The sequence below is a fragment of the Nocardia coubleae NBRC 108252 genome (assembly GCF_001612805.1).
Lineage (GTDB): Bacteria > Actinomycetota > Actinomycetes > Mycobacteriales > Mycobacteriaceae > Nocardia > Nocardia coubleae.
On sequence record NZ_BDBD01000011.1, the window covers coordinates 96315 to 114974 of the forward strand.

The following is an 18660-nucleotide window of genomic DNA, read 5'->3' on the forward strand; positions in this document are numbered from 1 at the left end:
GTTCGTGCGCCCCCCAGTTGTCCGAGGCAGCCGTGGCCGCCTGGAATCGAGACGAAACCGGCGAGATCGGGGAGGAAACCGCAGACCGACACGTTCTACGTGACCGCGCTGCGGAGCTGGCCCTGATGGGTTGGCAGTCTCCGAACGTGGCCGCCGAGACGGCGAAGACGTGGTGGTCGATCTCCATGCTTCATCCATCGCAGCCGCGATACACGCAGCGCAATCCTCAGACGATCGGTGACGGCGCACGGAGGCGCCGAACAGACAGGAATGTTGTGGCTCAGCAGGTTCGATCGCGCCGACTGCGATGAGGTTAGTGGATCAACTCGATGTCTCGGGACCGCAAGACCGTCCTGAGGTGAGGTGCGAGCCATTCGGCACCCAGAACGCGCTTCAGATTCGGGAGCAGATGGAGGTCGTCGAGACTGACGACGTCGAACTGCTCGCCCTCGCCGTCCCAGTGCGGGCAGCATTCGAAGTAGACCTGGCTCCCACCGCAGAAGGCGAGCTGCTCGATCCCTGTGAGCAGTTCGGCAGGAAGCTCGAGGCCTTCGAAGTATGCCTGAGCTTGCGGTATGACCTGGTCGTAGTAGTTGTCGGCGGAGTACTCCCAGAGATCACCATCGAAGCCCTGAGCTTCCAGCGTTTTCTCGAGGGACCATGGCTCGAGCTTGGGGGACTCGCCATACATGAGTTCTTCGATAACTGCCAGTTTGAGATTGAAGTCCACGAACTTGGTCACACACCCAAACTAGCGTCCGGCTACGACAACCGTGTCGTGACGATCCTAGAACCCTTCGATCTCGGGTCATCAGCGTGGTGCCGTGCGCCGCCTGCGCCCCGATTGCGCTGTGTCCGTGAGTGATACAGGTCAACCCGGCTTTCATGGGTGAGCCCGCCTGGCCAGGTCCGCGTCAGGCCCATTCGATCACTCGACGCACCGACGCGATCCTGCTTGTGTTTCGGCCCGAGGAGTGCAGAGTCGACCCAGCGAGCACCCGCAGTTACCGATCTCGGCATTACCGGATTCGATGGCCATCTCCGGATTAGCTTCTGCCCCATGAAGTCCCAAGTTCGTGCGGAGTTCACGAGCCCACGTGGTCAGCTGTCAAGCCCGTCGAGCCACTTCGCGAAATCCACCGTCGGCGCAGCACGGACGTGCCGGGAGTAGGCGGTGGCGTTGTCAGAATCTGCAGCGTGGCACCCGCGCTCCGGCGACGGCACCTGAGCCACACACCGGGCGCACCTGCTCGAGCTCGAAAACCTTGGGGGTCCAGGCGATCACGACATCATGTGCCATGGCGCGGTGTGAAGGGTGATTCAGGCACGCAGGAATGGGCATACCCGCCGCACGACGAGGGGCAGCAGTTCTGAGCTTCGATGCCCCACCCAGGCTATCCCGAATTCGGAGACCTTCATGGAGCACCTGTTGCGCACCCCGCCCTTCGCTGCGGCCGCCTCTGGCCTGACCGCACCCGACGATCACCTGGTGTTGCGTCTGCGCAACCGCCGCCTGCGCGCGTTGCTGACCACCGCGTCCGGCCTCTCTATCCAGAACCAGCTTCGCCTGGGAGCTGTCGCGGAAACTCTGAGCGAGACCGAAGGCCTGCACCACCCTCACACCGCCGAACTCTGACCAAGTACTCCAACCGCGAGGCCAGCGGCGAGATGGCCGGTTGAGCCACCTCACGCACAGACGACCCACAAGCCGGTGGCGTCCGTCGGGCCGAGGCGGTCTTGGAGCGCTGTCGGTGGTTCCAGGTGGAATGATGAGTCGATGACAAGCCCTGATCCAACCGAGAGCGGACCTGACGAGGGATCTCGTACGGTCGTGACGCGGCCCGCCTCGGTTGGATCGTTCACGTTCTGGTTCGCCAACCAGCGTTGGGAATGGTCTGCGGAGGTGTACCGGATGCACGGGTACGCCCCCGGTCAGATCGTGCCGACCACCGAGCTGTTGCTCTCGCACAAACACCCTGAAGACCGGGATCTCGTCGCCGAACTGATCGAACGCACCCTGGCCCAGGGTGAGCCGTTCTCGAGCCGTCACCGTTTCCTCGACACCAGTGGCCGCGTACACACGGTGATGGTCATCGCCGACCAAGTCCTCGACGACGACGGCGAACCGGTCGGTACCACCGGCTATTACCTGGATCTGACCGAGACTGTCGACGCGGTGGCCGAGGCTGCCGCGACGGAGGCGATCGGTGGTGTGGTGGCGGCGCGGGCGGTGGTCGAGCAGGCCAAGGGTGTGCTGATGCGTATGTACGGTATCGACGCCGAGCAGGCGTTCAAGGTGCTGGTGTGGCGTTCGCAGGAGACCAATGTCAAGCTTCGTGACATCGCGGCGTGTGTGATCGCGGGCCTGAAATTGATCCCTCGGCCACCGGTACAGACCGTGACCGCGTTCGATCATCTGCTTCTGACCTGCCACGAACGGATTACCAGCACCACCGAGGCGTGAAACAACCGGTGATCTGCGCTGGATCTCCGGTCGTCTCTGCCGCCGTGGGCCAGGAGCGGACCTAGGTCGTGGTGGTATCCACGATCGCCGCGGCGGCGACGATTGATCCTTCACCGCAGTTCGCACAGCCCGCGTCACAGAGGTAGGGGTCGAACGCGCCGACTACTCGCCTGAACCGGCGCGTTCTCAATCGCCGCGACTTCCCGGGTAGTCGCAGGATCTGTCGGGGGCTTTACGCGCTACAACTTGTCTAAACGGTGGAGTCGGCTCCGTCGCTTCGGATTGTCCAGAGGAGTCGCCTGAGTATTCTGACGAGAGGACGGTGGGATGACCTCAACGCTTGCACGGGGTGAGGTTCTCACCCACTCGGTCCTCGGCTCGTCCTCGGAACCCGACGCCGGTGGGCGCGGCACGCCAAAGGCGTGCTGATGCGCATGTACGGCATTGGCGCCGAAGCCGATTCACCCGTCGAGCAGGTGGGGTAGGCATGTCCGATATCGGTCGGCGTCGGGGTAGACAGGTTCAAGCCCGTGATAACTACACCGGTGTCTTGCCTGGCGAAGCTCGAGTCAAGGCATGCGTCGATTGCGCTGACTAGCGATTTGTGGCATTCCGGGCCTCGGAGATCACCGCCACCCCGGCTCGGCCACCGTCGACATCGAGCACACGGTGCCGGCGGCATCGGTCGCCTGACGCTGTAGGTGACGGAATCCCGGCCGCTTCAGCTCGGTGGTAACGTGGCGATGTGCTCATGGAAGAGGTCGACAGACTGTAGCCGCCCTCTCGAAGGCGGCGCTCTCGACGACACGTTCCCTCAACTCTGGAATGTGCCTTCTGCCTGTGCTCAGTGCGCTGGCGCGCACCCTCGGCCGCGCCGCGTCGCTTTCGACGGCATCCGCAAACATCCGAGTCCTTTGCGGTCGCTCGTTTTCACGAGCAGGAAGAGTCGAACATCCATGTCTACATCCACGCCCTCGGCGATCACTTTGCACGACCTGTCCTTCGAATGGCCCGACGGAACCGTCGCGCTGTCCCGGATCAACGGAGCATTCGGTACGGGTCGCACCGGTCTGGTCGGCCGTAACGGCGCCGGTAAATCAACGCTGCTGCGCCTGGTCGCCGGGCTCCTCACGCCCACCTCCGGGCGCATCGACATCACCGGGGAGGTGGGGTACCTTCCCCAGACACTCACCCTCGGCCGCGACGCCACTATCGCCCAATTGCTCGGCATCGCAGACAAACTCGCCGCCCTACGGGCCATCGAGTCCGGTGCGACCGGCGAGGAACCCTTCGAGACGATCGGCGACGATTGGGACATCGAGGCTCGCGCCGACGAGGCCCTGCACGAGATCGGCTTCAGCGCAGCCGATCTGGACCGCCGCGTCGGCGAGATCTCCGGGGGGCAAGCTGTTCTCGTCGCAATCACAGGGCTACGTGTTCGGCGCACCCCGATCACCTTGCTCGACGAGCCCACCAACAATCTCGACCGTGGAACCCGGGCCGTGCTTTCCGGATTCGTGGATTCGTGGCCCGGAACCCTTGTGGTGGTCAGCCACGACCTCGAGCTGCTCGAGCGTATGGATGCCACCGCGGAACTGCACGGTACGACCCTGGAGGTGTTCGGTGGGCCCTACAGCGCCTGGAAGCAGTACGTCGAGCAGGAACAGGCCGCAGCGCAGCAGGCCGCGCGGACTGCCGAGCAGGCGTTGAAAGTAGAGAAGCGGCAACGCGTCGAGGCCGAGACCAAGCTGGCCAGGCGGGAACGCACGGGAAAGGCTACGCAGCGCGACGGTGGCATTCCCCGGATCCTGGCAGGCAATCGTGCCAGTAGGGCGCAAGCGTCGGCGGGGGCGATGCGTTCCACGCTTGATGCGAAAGTGTTAGCGGCCCAGGGTGTTCTGGACCAAGCGGCGAGCCGGGTACGGCGTGAGGAGCACATCCGACTCGATCTGCCCGATCCCGACGTGCAGCGCGGCAGGCGCATCGCGGAACTCCGCGACGGCGACCGGGGCGTCATCGTTCAAGGGCCCGAACGCGTCGCCATTGTCGGCCCCAACGGCGCCGGGAAGTCGACGCTGATCGAGAACTTGCTGCAAGGTAGCGGATCCGGCACATTGTTCACCGATCGGGTCGGTTACCTCCCGCAACGCCTCGATGGCCTAGACGACCAGGTCAGCGCACTGGAGAACGTACACGCGGCGGCCCCGGCCACGCCGCCCGCCACCATCCGCAACCACCTGGCTCGAATGCTGTTACGCGGCACCAGCGTCGAGCGACCGGTCTCGACGCTGTCGGGCGGTGAACGGTTCCGAGTCTCCCTGGCGCGGTTGCTGTTCGCCGATCCGCCGCCTCAGTTGCTGGTCCTCGACGAGCCGACGAACAACCTGGATATCGCCAGCGTCGACCAGCTTGTCGACGCGCTGGTCGCCTATCGCGGCGCTGTGCTGGTCGTCAGCCACGACTACCCGTTCCTGCGGCGCCTAGGCATCGACACCGTCATCGAACTCGATGCCGATGGCCGCTTCCGAGACCGCGGATCTTTGTGAGGCGATACCGAAGCCGCCGGACCGGTAAGCGCTACCGGCCCGGCGGCCCGGGGCCGTCGAAGTCGCTGGCCAGGGGTGATGGTGGGCACGGTGATCACCGGGCCGGTGGCGAGTTGCTGTTCGTAGGCGTCGTACTGCGGTTCGCCCCGAGCCAGGCTCAGCCGCCACCGGTAGTTCGAGACGACGCTCTCTGGTTCAGATGGAATCTTTCGCAGCTGCGGTCCGTGCGGGTGTACATGCCGATTCGTCGATCGAGTGGTGCGCGCCCGCGTTCATTCTCGACGTCCTCGAAAGGGCCGCGATCAGGACTTGCGGAACTCGGTTGTGCGGTGGCGGCGGCTCGGGTGACTGTGATCTCAGCTGTCGGTGCGTGAGGACCGGCGGTGCCCCGTGTCCTTTCTCGTGAAGGTGTCACAGCTGGATCGAGGAGAGACGATGACGAGCAGGGTGCGAGTGGCGGCTGTGCAGGCCGAGCCTCGGTGGCTGGATGTGTCCGCCGGCGTCGACCAGGTCATCACATTGATCGAGGCCGCGTCGGAGCAGGGCGCCCGGTTGGTCGCTTTCCCCGAGACGTTCATACCCGGTTTCCCATGGTGGATGTGGTTGCGCGCGGTCGAGTGGGACGGCGACATCCTCGCCAGGTACCACGCCAATTCGATGACCGTCGACGGCCCCGAGCTGCGCGCGATCCGCTACGCCGCACGCCGCCGAGGCATCCACGTCGGCCTCGGCTTCTCCGAGCGAGCCGGGAACCGCGTGTTCATGTCCCAGGCGCTGATCGACGATCAGGGCGACATCACCGTCTCCCGCAAGATGCTGCCCACCGCCCTGGAACGCAGCGTGTTCGGCACGGCGGACGGGCCCGCGCTGCTGCGTGAGACCGCACTCGGCACGATCGGGGCGCTCGGTGGCGCCGACCATTTCCTGTCCGGCGCGTGCGAGGCAATGCAGCGGGCGGGTGAACACATCCATCTGGCGTCCTGGCCCGGCTTCATCTTCTGCCGCGGTGACACCCGGATCGACGCGGCGGAACTGAGCACCGCTGCCAGCCGCAGGTACGCGCGGGCGGCTCGCAGCTACCTGCTGGCCCCGACTGCGGTAGTCCCGGTGCGCGGATGGCAGGCCGCGGCGGAGGGCCGCGCCGACGTGCTGCACGGGGGCAGCGGTGTCGCCCGGATCCTCGGCCCCGACGGTCACGACCTCGCGATCCCGATGAATCCCGACCAGGAAGGGCTGCTCGTCGCCGACCTCATCGTCGCCACCGCGCGCTATCGCCCTGCCTTGCCGTGCGCCGACCGCGCGCTCGCCTGACAACTCCGCGACACGACTAAAGAAGTTGTCATGGTCGGCCCCGGATGGGACCGACGAATACCGATAACTTCCGGGTCGGACTGCAGCGCCGTCCATCGATGCGGCGGGTGACACCGGCACGGCGGGAGAGATCGGTGCGCGAGACCGGCCCGATGAACCCGCGAGGCCGGTCGATCGGGAGGTCGCTGTGCTGCTGTTGGTCGGCCCCGATTCGGAGTTGTCATCCGCCGAGGAAGTTTCGCTAGTAACCGTGGCGAGGATCGGTTGGTTGGCGTGGTCCCGGTGGTGCCGGCGAGCGTTCTACTCCATCGGAGATCGTCGTGCGTCGGAAAGGGGAGTCCGCCAAGCTGCCGGTTCGGCAACGGCAAATCTGCGACCGGTCACTGAGGTCGGTACGAGCCGGATGAAGAAGTTCTTCGCGCCACCCTGCCACGGGAACAGGGGGAGATCCACGGTGTCCATCAGGTCACCGATTTCACGAATCCCTTCGGCGCGGCCCTTGATTACTACGCTCCAGGCTTCGTGGGGCTCGGGAAGGTAGCCGTCGACCTCCAATGCGACGCGCGGATTCGACAAGGCGGCGGACATCTTCGTGCCGGGCGCGGATCTGAACACGATGGTTCCATGGTCGACCACGTAGTTGAGCGGGAAGATGTCCGGGTCGTCGTCCACCGACACGGCGAGGCGGCCTATCTCCTGGGTACGGAGTAAGGCCCAGCAGTCGTTGACAGCGAGTTCTTCGACTTTCGGGTTGTCGTTTTCCATTCTCAGCCTTTCTGTCGTGAACGCCGGCCGATAATCGTCTTCCCTAGGAACCACCTCACAGTGTGCTGGATTCATTCCGGATGCAAGACCATCACCGACCACTCGGCCAGCCGTTCGCGTGGCCCGGACACATCGACGCGGGCGACCCTGCCCCGCCGACGCCGAGACGTTGGTATGACGGTGGCTGCTGAGGGCGTGTGATGGGGTGGTGTGTATGTGGAACCGGATGCTGGTCTGCCGTGTTGGTGATTTCGGCTTCGGCGCGGTCGAAGGTGAATGTCGTGCTCGATGAATTCCTTGTTGCTGCGGGTGGTTCGGTTGGTGCGCTGGGCTGTCGCAGTCCCGACAGAATTCTCGGACGCTCGGACACTCATCAGGCGACAGCCAGTGTTAGTTTTCGGTCGTGAGTCTCGAGCTGGCCGGTGGAGTCGAGCAGCGCCTGTCCGATTCTGCCTACGTCGAGCGGGTCTATCGGGCTGGATCGGTTGCCGGGCCCGTAGCGGCGCGGATGCGGTCTGTGGCGAATTCGAATTGGGAGCTCGTCGTCTGGTGCGACCGGGGTGAAACGCACGTTTCGGTCCGCGGCCCGGAGACTGGACCCACGGTGCTGGAGCTGGGGCCAGGTGCGGGTGAGACGCTCGGGATCATCTTCAGCCATGGCGCGTTCCTGGCGCCGATGCCGGTGCCGGCACTGGTCGACACCGTGGTGTCCAGTCCGCACACCACGGCTCGCTCGTTCGTCCTGCAGGGCGAGGAATGGGAGATTCCGGGATACGACAATGCGGAGGTTTTCGTGGACCGCTTGGTCCGCGCGGGACTGCTGGTGCGTGACCCGCTGGTCACCGATGTGCTGCGCGGGGACGGGACCGCTCTGGTCACTCCACGGTCGGTGCAGCGGCGGGTGGTCGCGGCGACCGGGCTGACGCAGGGCGCGATCCGCCAGATCGAGCGGGCCAGACAGGCTGTGCTGCTGGTGCAGCAGGGTATGCCGTTGATCGAGGTCGCGCAGTCGGCGGGATATCACGACCAGCCCCACCTCGCGCGTTCGCTGACCCGGTTCACCGGCCGCACAGCGTCTGAGCTGCGGCGTGGCGACGGCGACGAGATGTTGTCGCTCCTGTACAAGACCGATGTCGAGGTACGCCCCTAGGTTCGGGGTGTCGCCGGGAACACCCGGGGCACCACCACCGTCCTTGGAGGCACGTCATGGCATTCACCCAGATCTACGTCAACTTGCCGGTCACTGACCTGGAAGCGAGCAAGAAGGTGTACACGGCGATGGGCGGAGCCATCAACCCGGACTTCACCGGGGACACCTCCGCGCAGGTGGTTCTCGCGGAGGCGATCGTCGTGCAGTTGATGACACGCGAGACTTTCGCGACTTTCACCAAACGCGACACCGCGGACGGTCCGATCGAGTTGATCAACGCGCTGGCCGCCGGGTCGCGCGAAGAGGTGGACCGACTTGCCGACGCCGCGCTCGCAGCGGGCGCCACCGAACCGCGAGAGGCACAGGACATGGGATGGCTCTACAACCGCGCCATCGACGCCCCGGACGGCCACAGCTGGGAGCTGCTGGCCTACAACGCGGACGCAATGGCTGACGCCACCACGCCCGGCCAGGACTGACGTCGGCGGCTGCGGCACATCGTCGCGCGGCTCTGACTTCAGCACAACGCGGATTCCCGTTCCGGCCGGCGCAGTTGCCGACGGCCCGCCCAGGCACACAATTCCCGACGGCTTCTCGAGGAAGCCGTCGGGCATTGTGCTTGCCGCTCATCAGTTTTGCGCTGTGGACTTCCATATCTTGCTGCGTAGGTCGCGACCTCGGATAACTTGGATCCGCCATGGTGACAGGCGGAGGATGCGCAGCTTCGGGTCCTCGATGCCGTTCCAGAAATTGCCCAGGGGGTACCCCGCGCCTTTGGGGCTGGTCTGCTCGTACAGGTCCCAGACGTGCTGCCTGGTCGTGCGGTCTTCGAACGGCACCCAGTCGGCGAGCGTGTCCGCGTGCACCTGGTTCTGTTTCCTGGTCCAGTACGAGAAGGTCGTGTGCGGGTTGGCGGCCAGGTGCGCCTCCTTGATCGGGGTCGAGTAGGTGGCCAGCCAGCCGACCGGGTTTCCTTCGACGAGCTCCCACACCGGGATCAGGACCCTGGAGCGTGGGCGGCCCTTACTGTCGACAGTGACCATGGTGGAGTAGACGATGTCGCCGACATAGGCGTCGAACTCGTCGCGGATGTCGTTGAAAGACTGCACTGTGGTGGTCATTTCGATGCTCCTGTCAGACCCTGTGTGAGTTCGGTGGATGCGGCGGCAGTCGCGAGCTCGTGTTCCGGCGTCGGCTCTGCCGCCTCGGCGGGCTTGCGCAGCAGCGTCACGGAGACGATCGCGCCGGTCAGTGCGAGGACGGCGGCGGCGACAGCGGCGACGTTCAAACCGGACGTGAATGCCATGCGGGCGGTAGCGATCAGCGCTTCGCCTACGGCGTCCGGCAGGTTCTGGGCAAACGCGAGCGCATCGGTCAGGCTCTCGTCGGCTGGTGTGCGCTCCGACATCGTGCCGCGGTAGACGGCCGTGCCGATGCTGCCGACGATCGCGATCCCCAGCGAGGTGCCGAGATCCGCGGCGGTGCTGTTGACCGCCGACGCCTCGCCCGCCTTCTCCGGCGGGGCCGCGCCGATCAGCATCCCGGGAACGAGTGCCATGGCCGGCGCGATACCGGGGTAGAGGATGTAGAAGCCGGTGAGGAGCACAGGCAGTCCGGCAACGCTGTCCACTTGGGTGAGCATCAGGTAGCCGATCGCCGAGAGCAGTAGTCCCGCTGTGATCAGGTAGGCGGGCTGCACGTGGCGTGCGAGGGTCGGCGTCACGGTGGAGACGATGATCAGCAGCAGCGCCGCGGGCAAGATCGCCAGTCCCGCAGTGAGCGGCGACAGCCCCGCCACCTGCTGCAGATACTGCGTGAACAGCAGGTAGATCCCGCCTAGGCCGATCGCCGCGAGCAAGAAGACTCCGACCGCGCCGCTGAAGGTCCGGTTTGCGAACAACCGCACATCCAGTAGCGGGCTGTCCAATTGGCCCTGCCTGCGGACGAACACCACGCCGAACGCGAGGCCGGCCAACAGGGCGACGACGGGGACCGGTCCCAGGCCCGCCTTGGCGAACTCCTTGATGCCGTACACGATCGGCAGCACCGCGGTCATCGACAGCACCACACTGAGCAGGTCGATCCGTGCGGCGTTCGGCGTCCGATACTCCGGGATCAGCAGCGGCGCCGCGATCAGCACCAGCAGCGTGACGGGCACGCCGATCAAGAAGGCCGCACCCCATCCGAACGCCTCCAGCAATAGGCCGCCGACCAGCGGACCGAGCGCGACACCTGCGGACACCGCGGCGGCCCACATGCCGATTGCGGTTGCTCGCTGCTTCTCGTTCCCGAACATGGTGCTGATCAAGGACAAGGTCGACGGCATCAGCGCGGCGGCGCCCAATCCCATCAGCGCCCGAGCGCCGATCATCGATTCGATGGTGGGTGCGAACGCGGCGAACAGCGATGCGGCGCCGAAGATCAGCGAACCGGCCATCAGCAGCCGGCGGCGGCCGATCCGGTCGCCGAGGGTGCCCATGGTGACCAGTAGTCCGGCCATGACGAAGCCGTAGATGTCGTTGATCCACAGCACCTCGGTACTGCTTGCCCCCAGGTCGGCGGCGATATAAGGGGTGGCCAGGAAGAGCACGGTCATGGCCAGGAACAGGAGCACGGTCGGCAACAGCAGGACCGTCAGGCCCAGCCATTCGCGCGTTCCGGCTCGCACTTCGGTGGAAACACCGGTTGACATTTCTTCTCCTAGAAGGTTTTTCGAATTCACGAGATGTAAGGGCGGGCGGCGCGCAGGGCGCGGCCCCACCACAGGAGCTGGTCGGTCATTCGTTCAGCGGCCTCAGCCCGGAAGGGATCACCGACGACATCGGGGACGGTCATGGCATGCAGGCTGGTGAAGACCGCCCGGAGCTGTTCCACCGCGGCCCGGCCCCCGGTCGGCGACCCATAGGCGATGAATCCGACCGGTTTGGCTCGCCATTCCGCCGCGAAGCAGTCGATGGCGTTCTTGACCGCACCTGGATAGCCGCGATTGACTTCGGCCGTAGCCACGACGAAGGCATCGGCCCCGGCCAGCCAGGGCGCGAGATCTCGCACGGCGTGCCCGTCGCCCGGCACCGCGGGGAGACAGGCCAGCGAAAGATCGATGACGTCGGTCTCGAATTCGGTTCGGCTCGCCGCATATTCGGCGAATCGCTCGGTGGCGGCGACACCGGAGCGTTCGGTGAGGATCGCCATCCGCAGTGGCTCTTGGTTCATGGTGATCACAGTGCGGGCACGGCCTTCGGATTCACTCCGGATGAACTCCAGCCGGACTCCGGGTTACCGTTGCGGCATGCGTTTCGGGGTGCTCGGTCCACTCGCCGTGTGGACATCGGAAGGGCGCCCGGTCCGGGTCGCGGAGCTGAAGGTCCGAATTCTGCTCGCCCATCTGCTGGTCAGTGCGGGCGAGGTCGTTCCGGCAGACCGGCTGATCGACGACATGTGGGGTGACAAACTCCCGGCCAACCCGTCGGGGGCGCTGCAGACCCGCGTGTCGCAGCTGCGGCGCGCGCTCGAGGACGCCGAGCCCGGCGGCCGGGACCTCATCGTCTCCCGCGCCCCCGGCTACGCGCTGTCACCGGCGGCGACAGTCGATGCCACCCGCTTCCAGCGGTTGATCAGCGATGCCGCACGAACGGCCGACCCGAGTGCGGTCGCACGGATGCTCGGCGACGCTCTGACCCTCTGGCGCGGCCCGGCCCTGGCCGATTTCGCCGACGAGGAATTCGCGCGTCCGGTGATCGCCCGCCTCGACGAGCAACGGTTGACTGCCACGGAACTGCGTGCCGAAGCTCGGCTGGAGCTGGGCGAGCACGGGTTACTCGCGGACGAGTTGAGCGATCTGGTCGCCCAGCATCCGCTGCGCGAACGACTACGCGCCGCCCACTTGCGCGCGCTGTACCGGGCGGGCCGCCAGGGCGAGGCCTTGGCGAGCTTCCATGATCTGCGCACCCGCCTGGCCGATGAGCTCGGCGTGGATCCCGGTCCGGAGCTGGCCGCATTGCATCAGGCCATCCTGGAACAGGACAACACGCTGGGCCCGGCGCCAGCCGTTCGCGCCCGGACGAACCTACCGGCCCCGGTGAACGAACTGATCGGCCGGGACGCCGCCATGGCGCAGGTGCGTGATCTGCTGGCCGAGGCTCGGCTGGTCACTCTGACCGGGCCTGGTGGTGTCGGCAAGACCCGGCTGGCCATCGAATGCGCGCGCACGGTGTCGAGCGGATTCCCCGACGGGACTTGGCTGGTGGAGCTGGCCGTGGAAGGCCCGAGCACCCGGGTCACCGACGCCGTTCTGGCGGCGCTCGAACTGCGCGACGACACGGTCACCGTGGGCGATCGGCTGCCGGAGACGCTGCGGGATCGCCGCCTGCTGCTGGTGTTGGACAACTGCGAGCACGTGATAGAGCAGGTGGCCACGCTCAGCGCCGAGCTACTGCGGGCGGCGCCCGGCTTGCGCATCCTCGCGACCAGCCAGGAGCCCCTCGACATCAGCGGCGAGCGGCTGTTCGTGGTCCCGCCGCTCGACCTCGCGTCGGCGGCAGTAGAGCTGTTTGTCGCGCGAACGGTTGCGGCGGTACCGGACTTTCGCCTCGACGCCGGCAACGCCGCCGCCATCGCCTCGATCTGCCGGAGGTTGGATGGCATCCCGCTCGCTCTGGAACTGGCGGCGAGCCGGGTGCGGGCGCTGGGGGTGCACGAGCTGGACCGGCGGTTGCACGACCGGTTCCGGCTGCTGGGTTCGGGGCCGCGCGATGCGCCGCCACGGCAACGGACACTGCGCGCGATGATCGACTGGAGCTGGGAGCTGCTCAGCGAGCCCGAGCGAATCGTACTGCGCCGTTTGGCGATTCACGCGGACGGCGCCACCCTGGACGCGGTCGAGGCGGCTTGTGGTCTCGATGCCCTCGACTCGCTCACACGGCTGGTCGATCGGTCGCTGCTGACCGTCTCCGGCACCGACGAACCCCGCTATCGAATGCTCGAATCCGTGGCCGCCTACGGCATCGAACGACTTCGGGAAGCCGATGAGTTCGATGAGGTCCGGCATCGGCACCGCGAGTACTACACCGAGTTCGCCGAGCGCGCCGACGCCCATCTCCGCGGCCCGGAACAGCGACAGTGGCTGCGCCGCTTGGACGCCGAGGCTCCCAATCTGCGGGCCGCGCTCGATGATTCCGACCCCGAAACCGGTAGCAGGCTCGTGGACGCTCTGGCCTGGTACTGGGTATTGCGCGGACGTCTCGGCGAGGGCGTTCGAGCAATGTCGGCTTTCCCTTCGGACCGGCGCGCGATGCTCTGGCGGGCCGGGTTCGCTCGGCGACTCGGCCAGCATTCCGACGAGCCCGTGACGCCGACGGGACAGCCGGAGAACGGGCGAGCGGAATGGTTCGTCGCCTTCGCGCAGAGCCTTATCGGCGAACGAAACGACGAGACTCCGGCCGTGCGCAGCCTGGCCGATTTCCGGGCGACCGGCGATCAATGGGGCGTTGCCGCCGCTCTTGTCACCCGCGCCCAGCACGCGCTGATTCGCAGTGACCTGGCCGCCCTGGCCGAGTACGGCGAGCAGAGCATGGCGATGTTCACCGAGCTCGGTGACCGCTGGGGGCAGGTGCAGGCGACCCAGATGCTCGGCCGCCATGCCGAGATCGTCGGGGACTACGACCGGGCGAGACGGCTGCACCGGGACGGATTACGGATGGCAGAGGAGCTCGAGCTGTGGACCGAGTTATCTGACAAGCTCTCCGCGCTCGGCCGGATCGCCCTGCTGAGCGGCGACCTCGCGCACGCCGACGAACTGCACCGCCAAGCAATGCGATTGGCTTCCGAACACGGCTACCAGCTGGGGGAGGAGTTCGCCGAGCTCGGGCTGGCCATCGCTGCCCGGCGGCGCGGTGACCTGGATGCCGCCGAAACGCACTTGCGTCGCTGGTTGTCATGGGAGGGACAGCTCGACTCCGATTTCGGGATCGCCTTCATCATGGCCGAACTGGGATTCATCGCCGAGTTGCGCGGTGACGCGCAGGCCGCGCGCGCCCTGCACCTGTCCGGCTTGTCGGCCGCACGGCAGACCGGTGATCCTCGCGCGGTCGCGCTCGCCTTGGAGGGCTTGGCCGGCGCGGAGGCGCTGACCGGCAGACCGGAGACGGCGGCCCAACTCCTCGGTGCGGCCGAAAGGACGCGGACCGCTGTGGGGGCGCCGCTACCGGACGCGGAACGCGGCGATGTCGTGCGGATCATTGCGCTGGTGCGCGCCGAACTCGGCGAAACGGCGTTCGAGGCGGCGTTCCGAAAGGGTGCTGACGACCCGGCGGCGACCATCCCGAAGGAGCTCTGATCCGTCAGGTTTCCACCGATCCGGCACTTGGTGCGCCGGTAGACCAGTCGATCCTGGTGGCTAACGGGTAGGCGGGTTCACGTCTCGGCAGGGGGTGGCCGGTTCGAAGCCGCGGTCTGTTGTGCCATACGCGTGAGCGCTGCCAAAGCGGCCTGGTGTTCGCGATAGGCCAGCCGACCGTGATCGGTCAGCGCGAGCCAGGTTTTCGGCCTGCGCCCGAGATATCCCTTGCGGACCGCGACGTAGCCGGCGTCCTCGAGCACGGTCATCGCTTTCGACAGTGTCGACTTGTTCAAATCGCACAAATCCGCGACGGTGCCGAACTCGGCCTGCTTGCAGCCTTCCAAGAACGCGACCAGCTTCAACCGTGGCAGCGAGCCCAGCACATCGCTCAGCTCAGGCATGTAGCCCGCCGCTGCCGTTCCAGCACCCACCACCCGATGCCGCCGAGGAGAACGGCAGAGATGACATGAGCCCATCCGTCGAGAAACCCTTGCGCCACGCTGGACACCAGCACCAACACCAGAAACAGCGAAACCCGTTGCCAGCGCCGCCGAGGCAGGTCGAGCAGATACCGCGGAGCCACTCCGTTGCTGCGTTGTCTGTGCCATACCCAGGTCATCAGGGCAAGGAATACACAGAATATTGCGCCCCCGATCGACATGACCGCCCAGAAGTCCGCATCGTCGGACTCGGGGCGGGCAAGGCCTACCACGAGAAGGCTGGAGGCTCCCAGCAGTGCCGCCACCGGTGGAACCCATTGGGGCACAGGCGTCGCGGTGCGGGCTCGCATGGTGGCCGAGGCGGCGATGTCGAGCTGGTCTTGCGGGGACGGTTCGCCTTTCACGATGGTTACTGTATGCCAATAGGTTTCCATGTAGCAACCTATTTCTTAGCTGGCTCCAAGCCGTCGTCGGCATTTTCGTGCGCTCGCGAGGTCCCCTCTGACCAGCCGAATCGCGCGCCTAGCGGCAATTCAGTGCGCTGGAGTGGAATGTCGAGGTGTGTTCTGAGCTGCAAGGCTTCCGCGACGGCGGCGCGGGCCCGACGAGAGGCGGGCATGACCTTGACCATGAGGATCTCTGGTCGACATGGCTGCCAGTATCGGCGTATTACAATGCAGCGCAACGCGAGTCGGCTGACAGACTGGAGGAGGAGTGCGCAGAGCTACCGTCACCCGATTCGGACCCGCCGCCGATGTAGTGGAAGTCGGTGACTATTCCCCCGGTGCGCTCGAGGCGGGGGAGGTGGCTGTGCGCATGACAGCGGCCTCGATCAACCCCTCGGATCTGGTGACAATCGCCGGAGCCTATCCGTCGCGAACGCCTCTTCCGCTTGTACCCGGGTTCGAGGGGGTTGGACGTGTCATCGAGACTGGGCCCGGGGTGGACATCGTCTCGATCGGTGACCGCGTGGTCCCGATCGGTAGCTCGGGAGCCTGGCAGCAGGTCAAGACAACCGCCGCACGATGGTGTTTCCGCGTGCTGCCCGAACTGACAGACGAACAGGCTGCCCTCTCATATATCAACCCGCTGACCGCGTTTCGGATGGTGGAGGATTTCGTGAATCCCCGCGGTGTCCCGACGGTGGCGGTGAACGCCGCCGGATCAGCAATCGCTGGGATGGTGGCCAGGCTCCTGCACCAGCGAGGTGTACCGCCGGTGGCACTGGTGCGTGGCGCTGTCGATCGGGAGTCGACGTCGGGTCCCGAGTGGGCGGCCGTGCTGGACACTCGCAAACCGGACTGGGAACAGGAGTTGGTCCACGTGACCGACGGCGGCCCCGAGGTTGCCTTCGATGCGATCGGCGGCGAAGACGGGACGCGTCTGGTGTCTACGCTGCGCCACGGCGGGTCCCTGGTGCACTATGGGCTGTTGTCGGGCCGGCCGCTACCTGCCACCCTGCGCCAGCAGCGTCCCGATGTGCAGATTCACTTCTACCGACTGCGTGATTGGGTACATAGTGCCGGTTACGTCGACCTCCAGGACGGGCTCGACACAGCTGGTCGGCTTGTCCTCGACGGCACTGCGGTGTCCAGGCTGCGGCAGACATTTCCGCTGGAAGAGGTACACGCTGCCTTGTGTGCAGCACAGGAGCGTGGCGGACAGGGCAAAGTGCTCCTGCTGCCGTGAGTTGGAGGCTGTCAATAGCCTGCGCCGCAGGTGAACCACATCGCCCGCAGCGACCACCAACGGCTCGCTGTTGACTGGCTACTGCTCTATGCGTGGCCAACCGGTGCGGCAGCCGTATCTTTCACCATCAGCTGGCTCGTAGCATCTCGACGACCGCGACGGCTTGATCGAGCAAGTCGATCGGACAGCCCCAGTAATCATAGATACCGCCGCTCGCACGATTGCTGCCGCAGACAACGAAAACGCCTGTCCCCAACTCAACCTTGAGGTGCGTGGCCAGCCAGCCGACGAAACCGCTGTTATCCACGTTACCGGGGAAGTGAAAAGAGAATATTCCGAAGCGTTCAACACTATCGTCGTCTCGGTTGAACGGGACCAGGCGACTCCAAACTTGCTGGTCTCGGACGATGGCGAGCGTCTCGCTGGTGAGTACGGGTGGCTGGTCGACCGGAGATTCTTCGAAACACCAGACGCCATTGTGCACGACGAGATCCGCCTGGGCGATCACCCGGCGTAGCCGCTGGTCTGTCTGTTCCGCAGTCTCTCTACTCACACTGACCATCAGTGAAACTCCTTTTATATGAGCCCGGTGATCTTAACCGGGGATGAGCGATCGCATGTTTCGTAGGAATCGTAGACAGCTGAGCTACCGGAGCGGAGCGAACGTCTGTCGTGCCGGCAAGCGTTCGCCGGCTACTGCGATCCACGTTCCAGGACCACCACGGGAATGACCCGGCGGCTACGCGCCTCATAGGAGCGATAGACCGGAGCGAGTGCGGTCATCAGCTTCCAGAGTCGTTCTCGTTCAGCGCCTTCCGCAGTGCGAGCGCGGGCGGTGAACCGCTCGGCGAGGATCTGTACCTCGACGTCCGGGTTCGCTACCAAGTTCAGGTACCACTGGGGGTGGGTGTGGGTGATGCTCGAACCCGAGGCGACCAGAATGTAGCGGTCGCCGTCTTCCCCGTAGAACAGGCCCGTCCGGTGGAGTTTGCCTGATTTTCGGCCGCGGTGGGTGAGGACGAGGTTGGTGACACCGCCTTCTCGATATCCGCTGGCGCCGTTGGTTGCCAGGTAACGCTGGACATGTTCCGCGACCGACGGATCGGGGCTGTCATGCACCGCAGGGTTCGATGTCATATTTCCTCCTCAGGTTAGGACGGGGAGGCCTTGGGCGAAGCCTCCGTCGACAGCCAATTCGACGTTGGTGGTGAAGGTTGCGTCGACCGCCAGGAACAATGCTGCTGTTGCGACCTCCTCGACTGTGCCGGTGCGCTTGAGCGGGGTGGACTCGTGACCTTGCCGGACGAACTCTTCTCGTTCCGCGGCACTCAGGCCCGCTACGCCCATCGTCGGGGTCTCGATGTAGCCGGGTGCCACCGAGTTCACCCGGATCTTGCGCGGTAGCAGCTCGGCCGCGAGCACATGAGCGAAGGCGCGGGTGGCCTCCTTGGATGCGGAGTAGGCACTCAACCCGGGGAAGACGACATCGTTGCCGACCGTGGTGAAGACGATCGAGCTGCCGTCGGTCAGCAGCGGCGCCAGGGCTTGGACGGTGAAGAAGGCGCCTTTGGTGTTGATGGCGAAATGCCGGTCCCAGGCGTCCTCGGTCACTTGGGCGAGTTCGGCGAACTCGGCGATCCCGTGGTTGACGAAGAGGTGGTCGATCCGGCCCAGCCGCTGCTGGACGATCTCGCCCAGCGCGGTGATGTCGGCCATGCTGGCGGCATCGGACCGCACCACATGCACGGCTCGTCCCGCCAGTTCGGTCCGGGCGTCTTCGAGTGTCTTTTCGTTGCGGCCGGTGAGCACGACCTCGGCGCCACCGTCGAGCAGAGCTTTGGCGATTGCCAAGCCCATGCCGTGCGTACCGCCGGTGACGACGGCTTTCTTGCCCGCAAGCTTGTTGCTCATGAACTTCTCCTGTTCGTCTCGGTATGACAGGTTCGACTATGCGCGGC

At 65.8% G+C, this 18660-nt stretch carries 18 protein-coding genes and 1 pseudogene; 8 read left to right on the top strand and 11 right to left on the bottom strand.

Annotated features, from left to right (window positions below; all coding sequences use genetic code 11):
* Positions 1-313: 313 nt before the first annotated feature.
* Positions 314-742, bottom strand: a complete 429-nt coding sequence (locus NCO8_RS09450) for a DUF6892 domain-containing protein (RefSeq protein WP_067638193.1) — start codon at positions 740-742, stop codon at positions 314-316.
* Positions 743-1417: 675 nt separating this feature from the next.
* Between NCO8_RS09450 and NCO8_RS09455 the strand changes: the two genes are divergently transcribed.
* The 3 genes from NCO8_RS09455 (at position 1418) to NCO8_RS09465 (ending at position 5010) form a co-directional block, all read left to right on the top strand.
* Positions 1418-1636, top strand: coding sequence for a hypothetical protein (locus NCO8_RS09455; protein WP_067638194.1), 219 nt, complete (start codon positions 1418-1420; stop codon positions 1634-1636).
* Between the two features lie 141 nt (positions 1637-1777).
* Complete coding sequence (locus NCO8_RS09460; protein ID WP_067638196.1) at positions 1778-2464, top strand: PAS and ANTAR domain-containing protein; 687 nt, start codon at positions 1778-1780, stop codon at positions 2462-2464.
* A 956-nt stretch (positions 2465-3420) separates the two neighbouring features.
* Positions 3421-5010: an ABC-F family ATP-binding cassette domain-containing protein gene (locus NCO8_RS09465; protein WP_067638198.1), complete on the top strand. Its 1590-nt coding sequence runs from the start codon at positions 3421-3423 to the stop codon at positions 5008-5010.
* A gap of 37 nt (positions 5011-5047) precedes the next feature.
* Here NCO8_RS09465 and NCO8_RS32415 read toward each other — a convergent pair.
* A pseudogene (locus NCO8_RS32415) lies at positions 5048-5235 on the bottom strand (alpha/beta hydrolase); the annotation flags it as partial.
* 210 nt (positions 5236-5445) lie between these two features.
* Here NCO8_RS32415 and NCO8_RS09470 point away from each other — a divergent pair.
* Complete coding sequence (locus tag NCO8_RS09470) at positions 5446-6321, top strand: nitrilase-related carbon-nitrogen hydrolase (protein ID WP_084456829.1); 876 nt, start codon at positions 5446-5448, stop codon at positions 6319-6321.
* Between the two features lie 300 nt (positions 6322-6621).
* Here the strand turns inward: NCO8_RS09470 and NCO8_RS09475 are convergent, their stop codons facing one another.
* Complete coding sequence (locus NCO8_RS09475) at positions 6622-7086, bottom strand: pyridoxamine 5'-phosphate oxidase family protein (RefSeq protein WP_067638202.1); 465 nt, start codon at positions 7084-7086, stop codon at positions 6622-6624.
* 403 nt (positions 7087-7489) lie between these two features.
* Between NCO8_RS09475 and NCO8_RS09480 the strand changes: the two genes are divergently transcribed.
* Positions 7490-8236, top strand: a complete 747-nt coding sequence (locus tag NCO8_RS09480; RefSeq protein ID WP_067638204.1) for a helix-turn-helix domain-containing protein — start codon at positions 7490-7492, stop codon at positions 8234-8236.
* A gap of 56 nt (positions 8237-8292) precedes the next feature.
* Positions 8293-8715, top strand: coding sequence for a VOC family protein (locus tag NCO8_RS09485; protein WP_067638206.1), 423 nt, complete (start codon positions 8293-8295; stop codon positions 8713-8715).
* 150 nt (positions 8716-8865) lie between these two features.
* Here NCO8_RS09485 and NCO8_RS09490 read toward each other — a convergent pair whose 3' ends face one another.
* The 3 genes from NCO8_RS09490 to NCO8_RS09500 are packed head-to-tail and all read right to left on the bottom strand — an operon-like array spanning position 8866 to position 11449.
* The gene (locus NCO8_RS09490) at positions 8866-9357 is read right to left on the bottom strand and encodes a pyridoxamine 5'-phosphate oxidase family protein (RefSeq protein WP_067638209.1); all 492 of its coding nucleotides are present in this window, start codon (positions 9355-9357) and stop codon (positions 8866-8868) included.
* Entirely contained in the window at positions 9354-10928 is a 1575-nt protein-coding gene (locus NCO8_RS09495) for an MFS transporter (protein WP_067638211.1), read from the bottom strand. The genes NCO8_RS09490 and NCO8_RS09495 overlap by 4 nt, the downstream gene beginning before the upstream one ends.
* Before the next feature lie 26 nt (positions 10929-10954).
* Complete coding sequence (locus NCO8_RS09500) at positions 10955-11449, bottom strand: NADPH-dependent FMN reductase (RefSeq protein WP_084457105.1); 495 nt, start codon at positions 11447-11449, stop codon at positions 10955-10957.
* Between the two features lie 76 nt (positions 11450-11525).
* Between NCO8_RS09500 and NCO8_RS09505 the strand changes: the two genes are divergently transcribed.
* The gene (locus tag NCO8_RS09505; protein ID WP_067638215.1) at positions 11526-14570 is read left to right on the top strand and encodes an AfsR/SARP family transcriptional regulator; all 3045 of its coding nucleotides are present in this window, start codon (positions 11526-11528) and stop codon (positions 14568-14570) included.
* A gap of 77 nt (positions 14571-14647) precedes the next feature.
* Here NCO8_RS09505 and NCO8_RS09510 read toward each other — a convergent pair whose 3' ends face one another.
* Both NCO8_RS09510 and NCO8_RS09515 read right to left on the bottom strand, forming a co-directional pair.
* The gene (locus tag NCO8_RS09510; RefSeq protein WP_210739942.1) at positions 14648-14956 is read right to left on the bottom strand and encodes a transcriptional regulator; all 309 of its coding nucleotides are present in this window, start codon (positions 14954-14956) and stop codon (positions 14648-14650) included.
* A 5-nt stretch (positions 14957-14961) separates the two neighbouring features.
* Complete coding sequence (locus NCO8_RS09515; RefSeq protein WP_167353265.1) at positions 14962-15417, bottom strand: hypothetical protein; 456 nt, start codon at positions 15415-15417, stop codon at positions 14962-14964.
* Positions 15418-15817: 400 nt separating this feature from the next.
* Between NCO8_RS09515 and NCO8_RS09520 the strand changes: the two genes are divergently transcribed.
* Positions 15818-16702, top strand: a complete 885-nt coding sequence (locus NCO8_RS09520) for a zinc-dependent alcohol dehydrogenase family protein (RefSeq protein WP_210739943.1) — start codon at positions 15818-15820, stop codon at positions 16700-16702.
* 127 nt (positions 16703-16829) lie between these two features.
* Here NCO8_RS09520 and NCO8_RS09525 read toward each other — a convergent pair whose 3' ends face one another.
* The 3 genes from NCO8_RS09525 to NCO8_RS09535 form a co-directional block, all read right to left on the bottom strand.
* A complete protein-coding gene (locus NCO8_RS09525; RefSeq protein ID WP_067638224.1) occupies positions 16830-17264 on the bottom strand; it encodes a DUF6196 family protein in 435 nt (144 codons plus the stop codon).
* A 131-nt stretch (positions 17265-17395) separates the two neighbouring features.
* On the bottom strand, positions 17396-17839 hold the full coding sequence (locus NCO8_RS09530; protein ID WP_067638226.1) for a nitroreductase family deazaflavin-dependent oxidoreductase: 444 nt from the start codon (positions 17837-17839) through the stop codon (positions 17396-17398).
* Positions 17840-17848: 9 nt separating this feature from the next.
* Positions 17849-18613, bottom strand: a complete 765-nt coding sequence (locus tag NCO8_RS09535) for an SDR family oxidoreductase (protein ID WP_067638228.1) — start codon at positions 18611-18613, stop codon at positions 17849-17851.
* Positions 18614-18660: the final 47 nt, after the last annotated feature.

Bases quoted from the DNA above. Each gene is read 5' to 3' on its own strand.
- NCO8_RS09465 (WP_067638198.1), top strand. From the start codon at position 3,421: ATGTCTACATCCACGCCCTCGGCGATCACTTTGCACGACCTGTCCTTC.
- NCO8_RS09470 (WP_084456829.1), top strand. From the start codon at position 5,446: ATGACGAGCAGGGTGCGAGTGGCGGCTGTGCAGGCCGAGCCTCGGTGG.
- NCO8_RS09530 (WP_067638226.1), bottom strand. From the start codon at position 17,839: ATGACATCGAACCCTGCGGTGCATGACAGCCCCGATCCGTCGGTCGCG.
- NCO8_RS09505 (WP_067638215.1), top strand. From the start codon at position 11,526: ATGCGTTTCGGGGTGCTCGGTCCACTCGCCGTGTGGACATCGGAAGGG.
- NCO8_RS09455 (WP_067638194.1), top strand. From the start codon at position 1,418: ATGGAGCACCTGTTGCGCACCCCGCCCTTCGCTGCGGCCGCCTCTGGC.
- NCO8_RS09475 (WP_067638202.1), bottom strand. From the start codon at position 7,086: ATGGAAAACGACAACCCGAAAGTCGAAGAACTCGCTGTCAACGACTGC.
- NCO8_RS09500 (WP_084457105.1), bottom strand. From the start codon at position 11,449: ATGAACCAAGAGCCACTGCGGATGGCGATCCTCACCGAACGCTCCGGT.
- NCO8_RS09495 (WP_067638211.1), bottom strand. From the start codon at position 10,928: ATGTCAACCGGTGTTTCCACCGAAGTGCGAGCCGGAACGCGCGAATGG.
- NCO8_RS09525 (WP_067638224.1), bottom strand. From the start codon at position 17,264: ATGGTCAGTGTGAGTAGAGAGACTGCGGAACAGACAGACCAGCGGCTA.
- NCO8_RS09460 (WP_067638196.1), top strand. From the start codon at position 1,778: ATGACAAGCCCTGATCCAACCGAGAGCGGACCTGACGAGGGATCTCGT.
- NCO8_RS09535 (WP_067638228.1), bottom strand. From the start codon at position 18,613: ATGAGCAACAAGCTTGCGGGCAAGAAAGCCGTCGTCACCGGCGGTACG.
- NCO8_RS09485 (WP_067638206.1), top strand. From the start codon at position 8,293: ATGGCATTCACCCAGATCTACGTCAACTTGCCGGTCACTGACCTGGAA.
- NCO8_RS09490 (WP_067638209.1), bottom strand. From the start codon at position 9,357: ATGACCACCACAGTGCAGTCTTTCAACGACATCCGCGACGAGTTCGAC.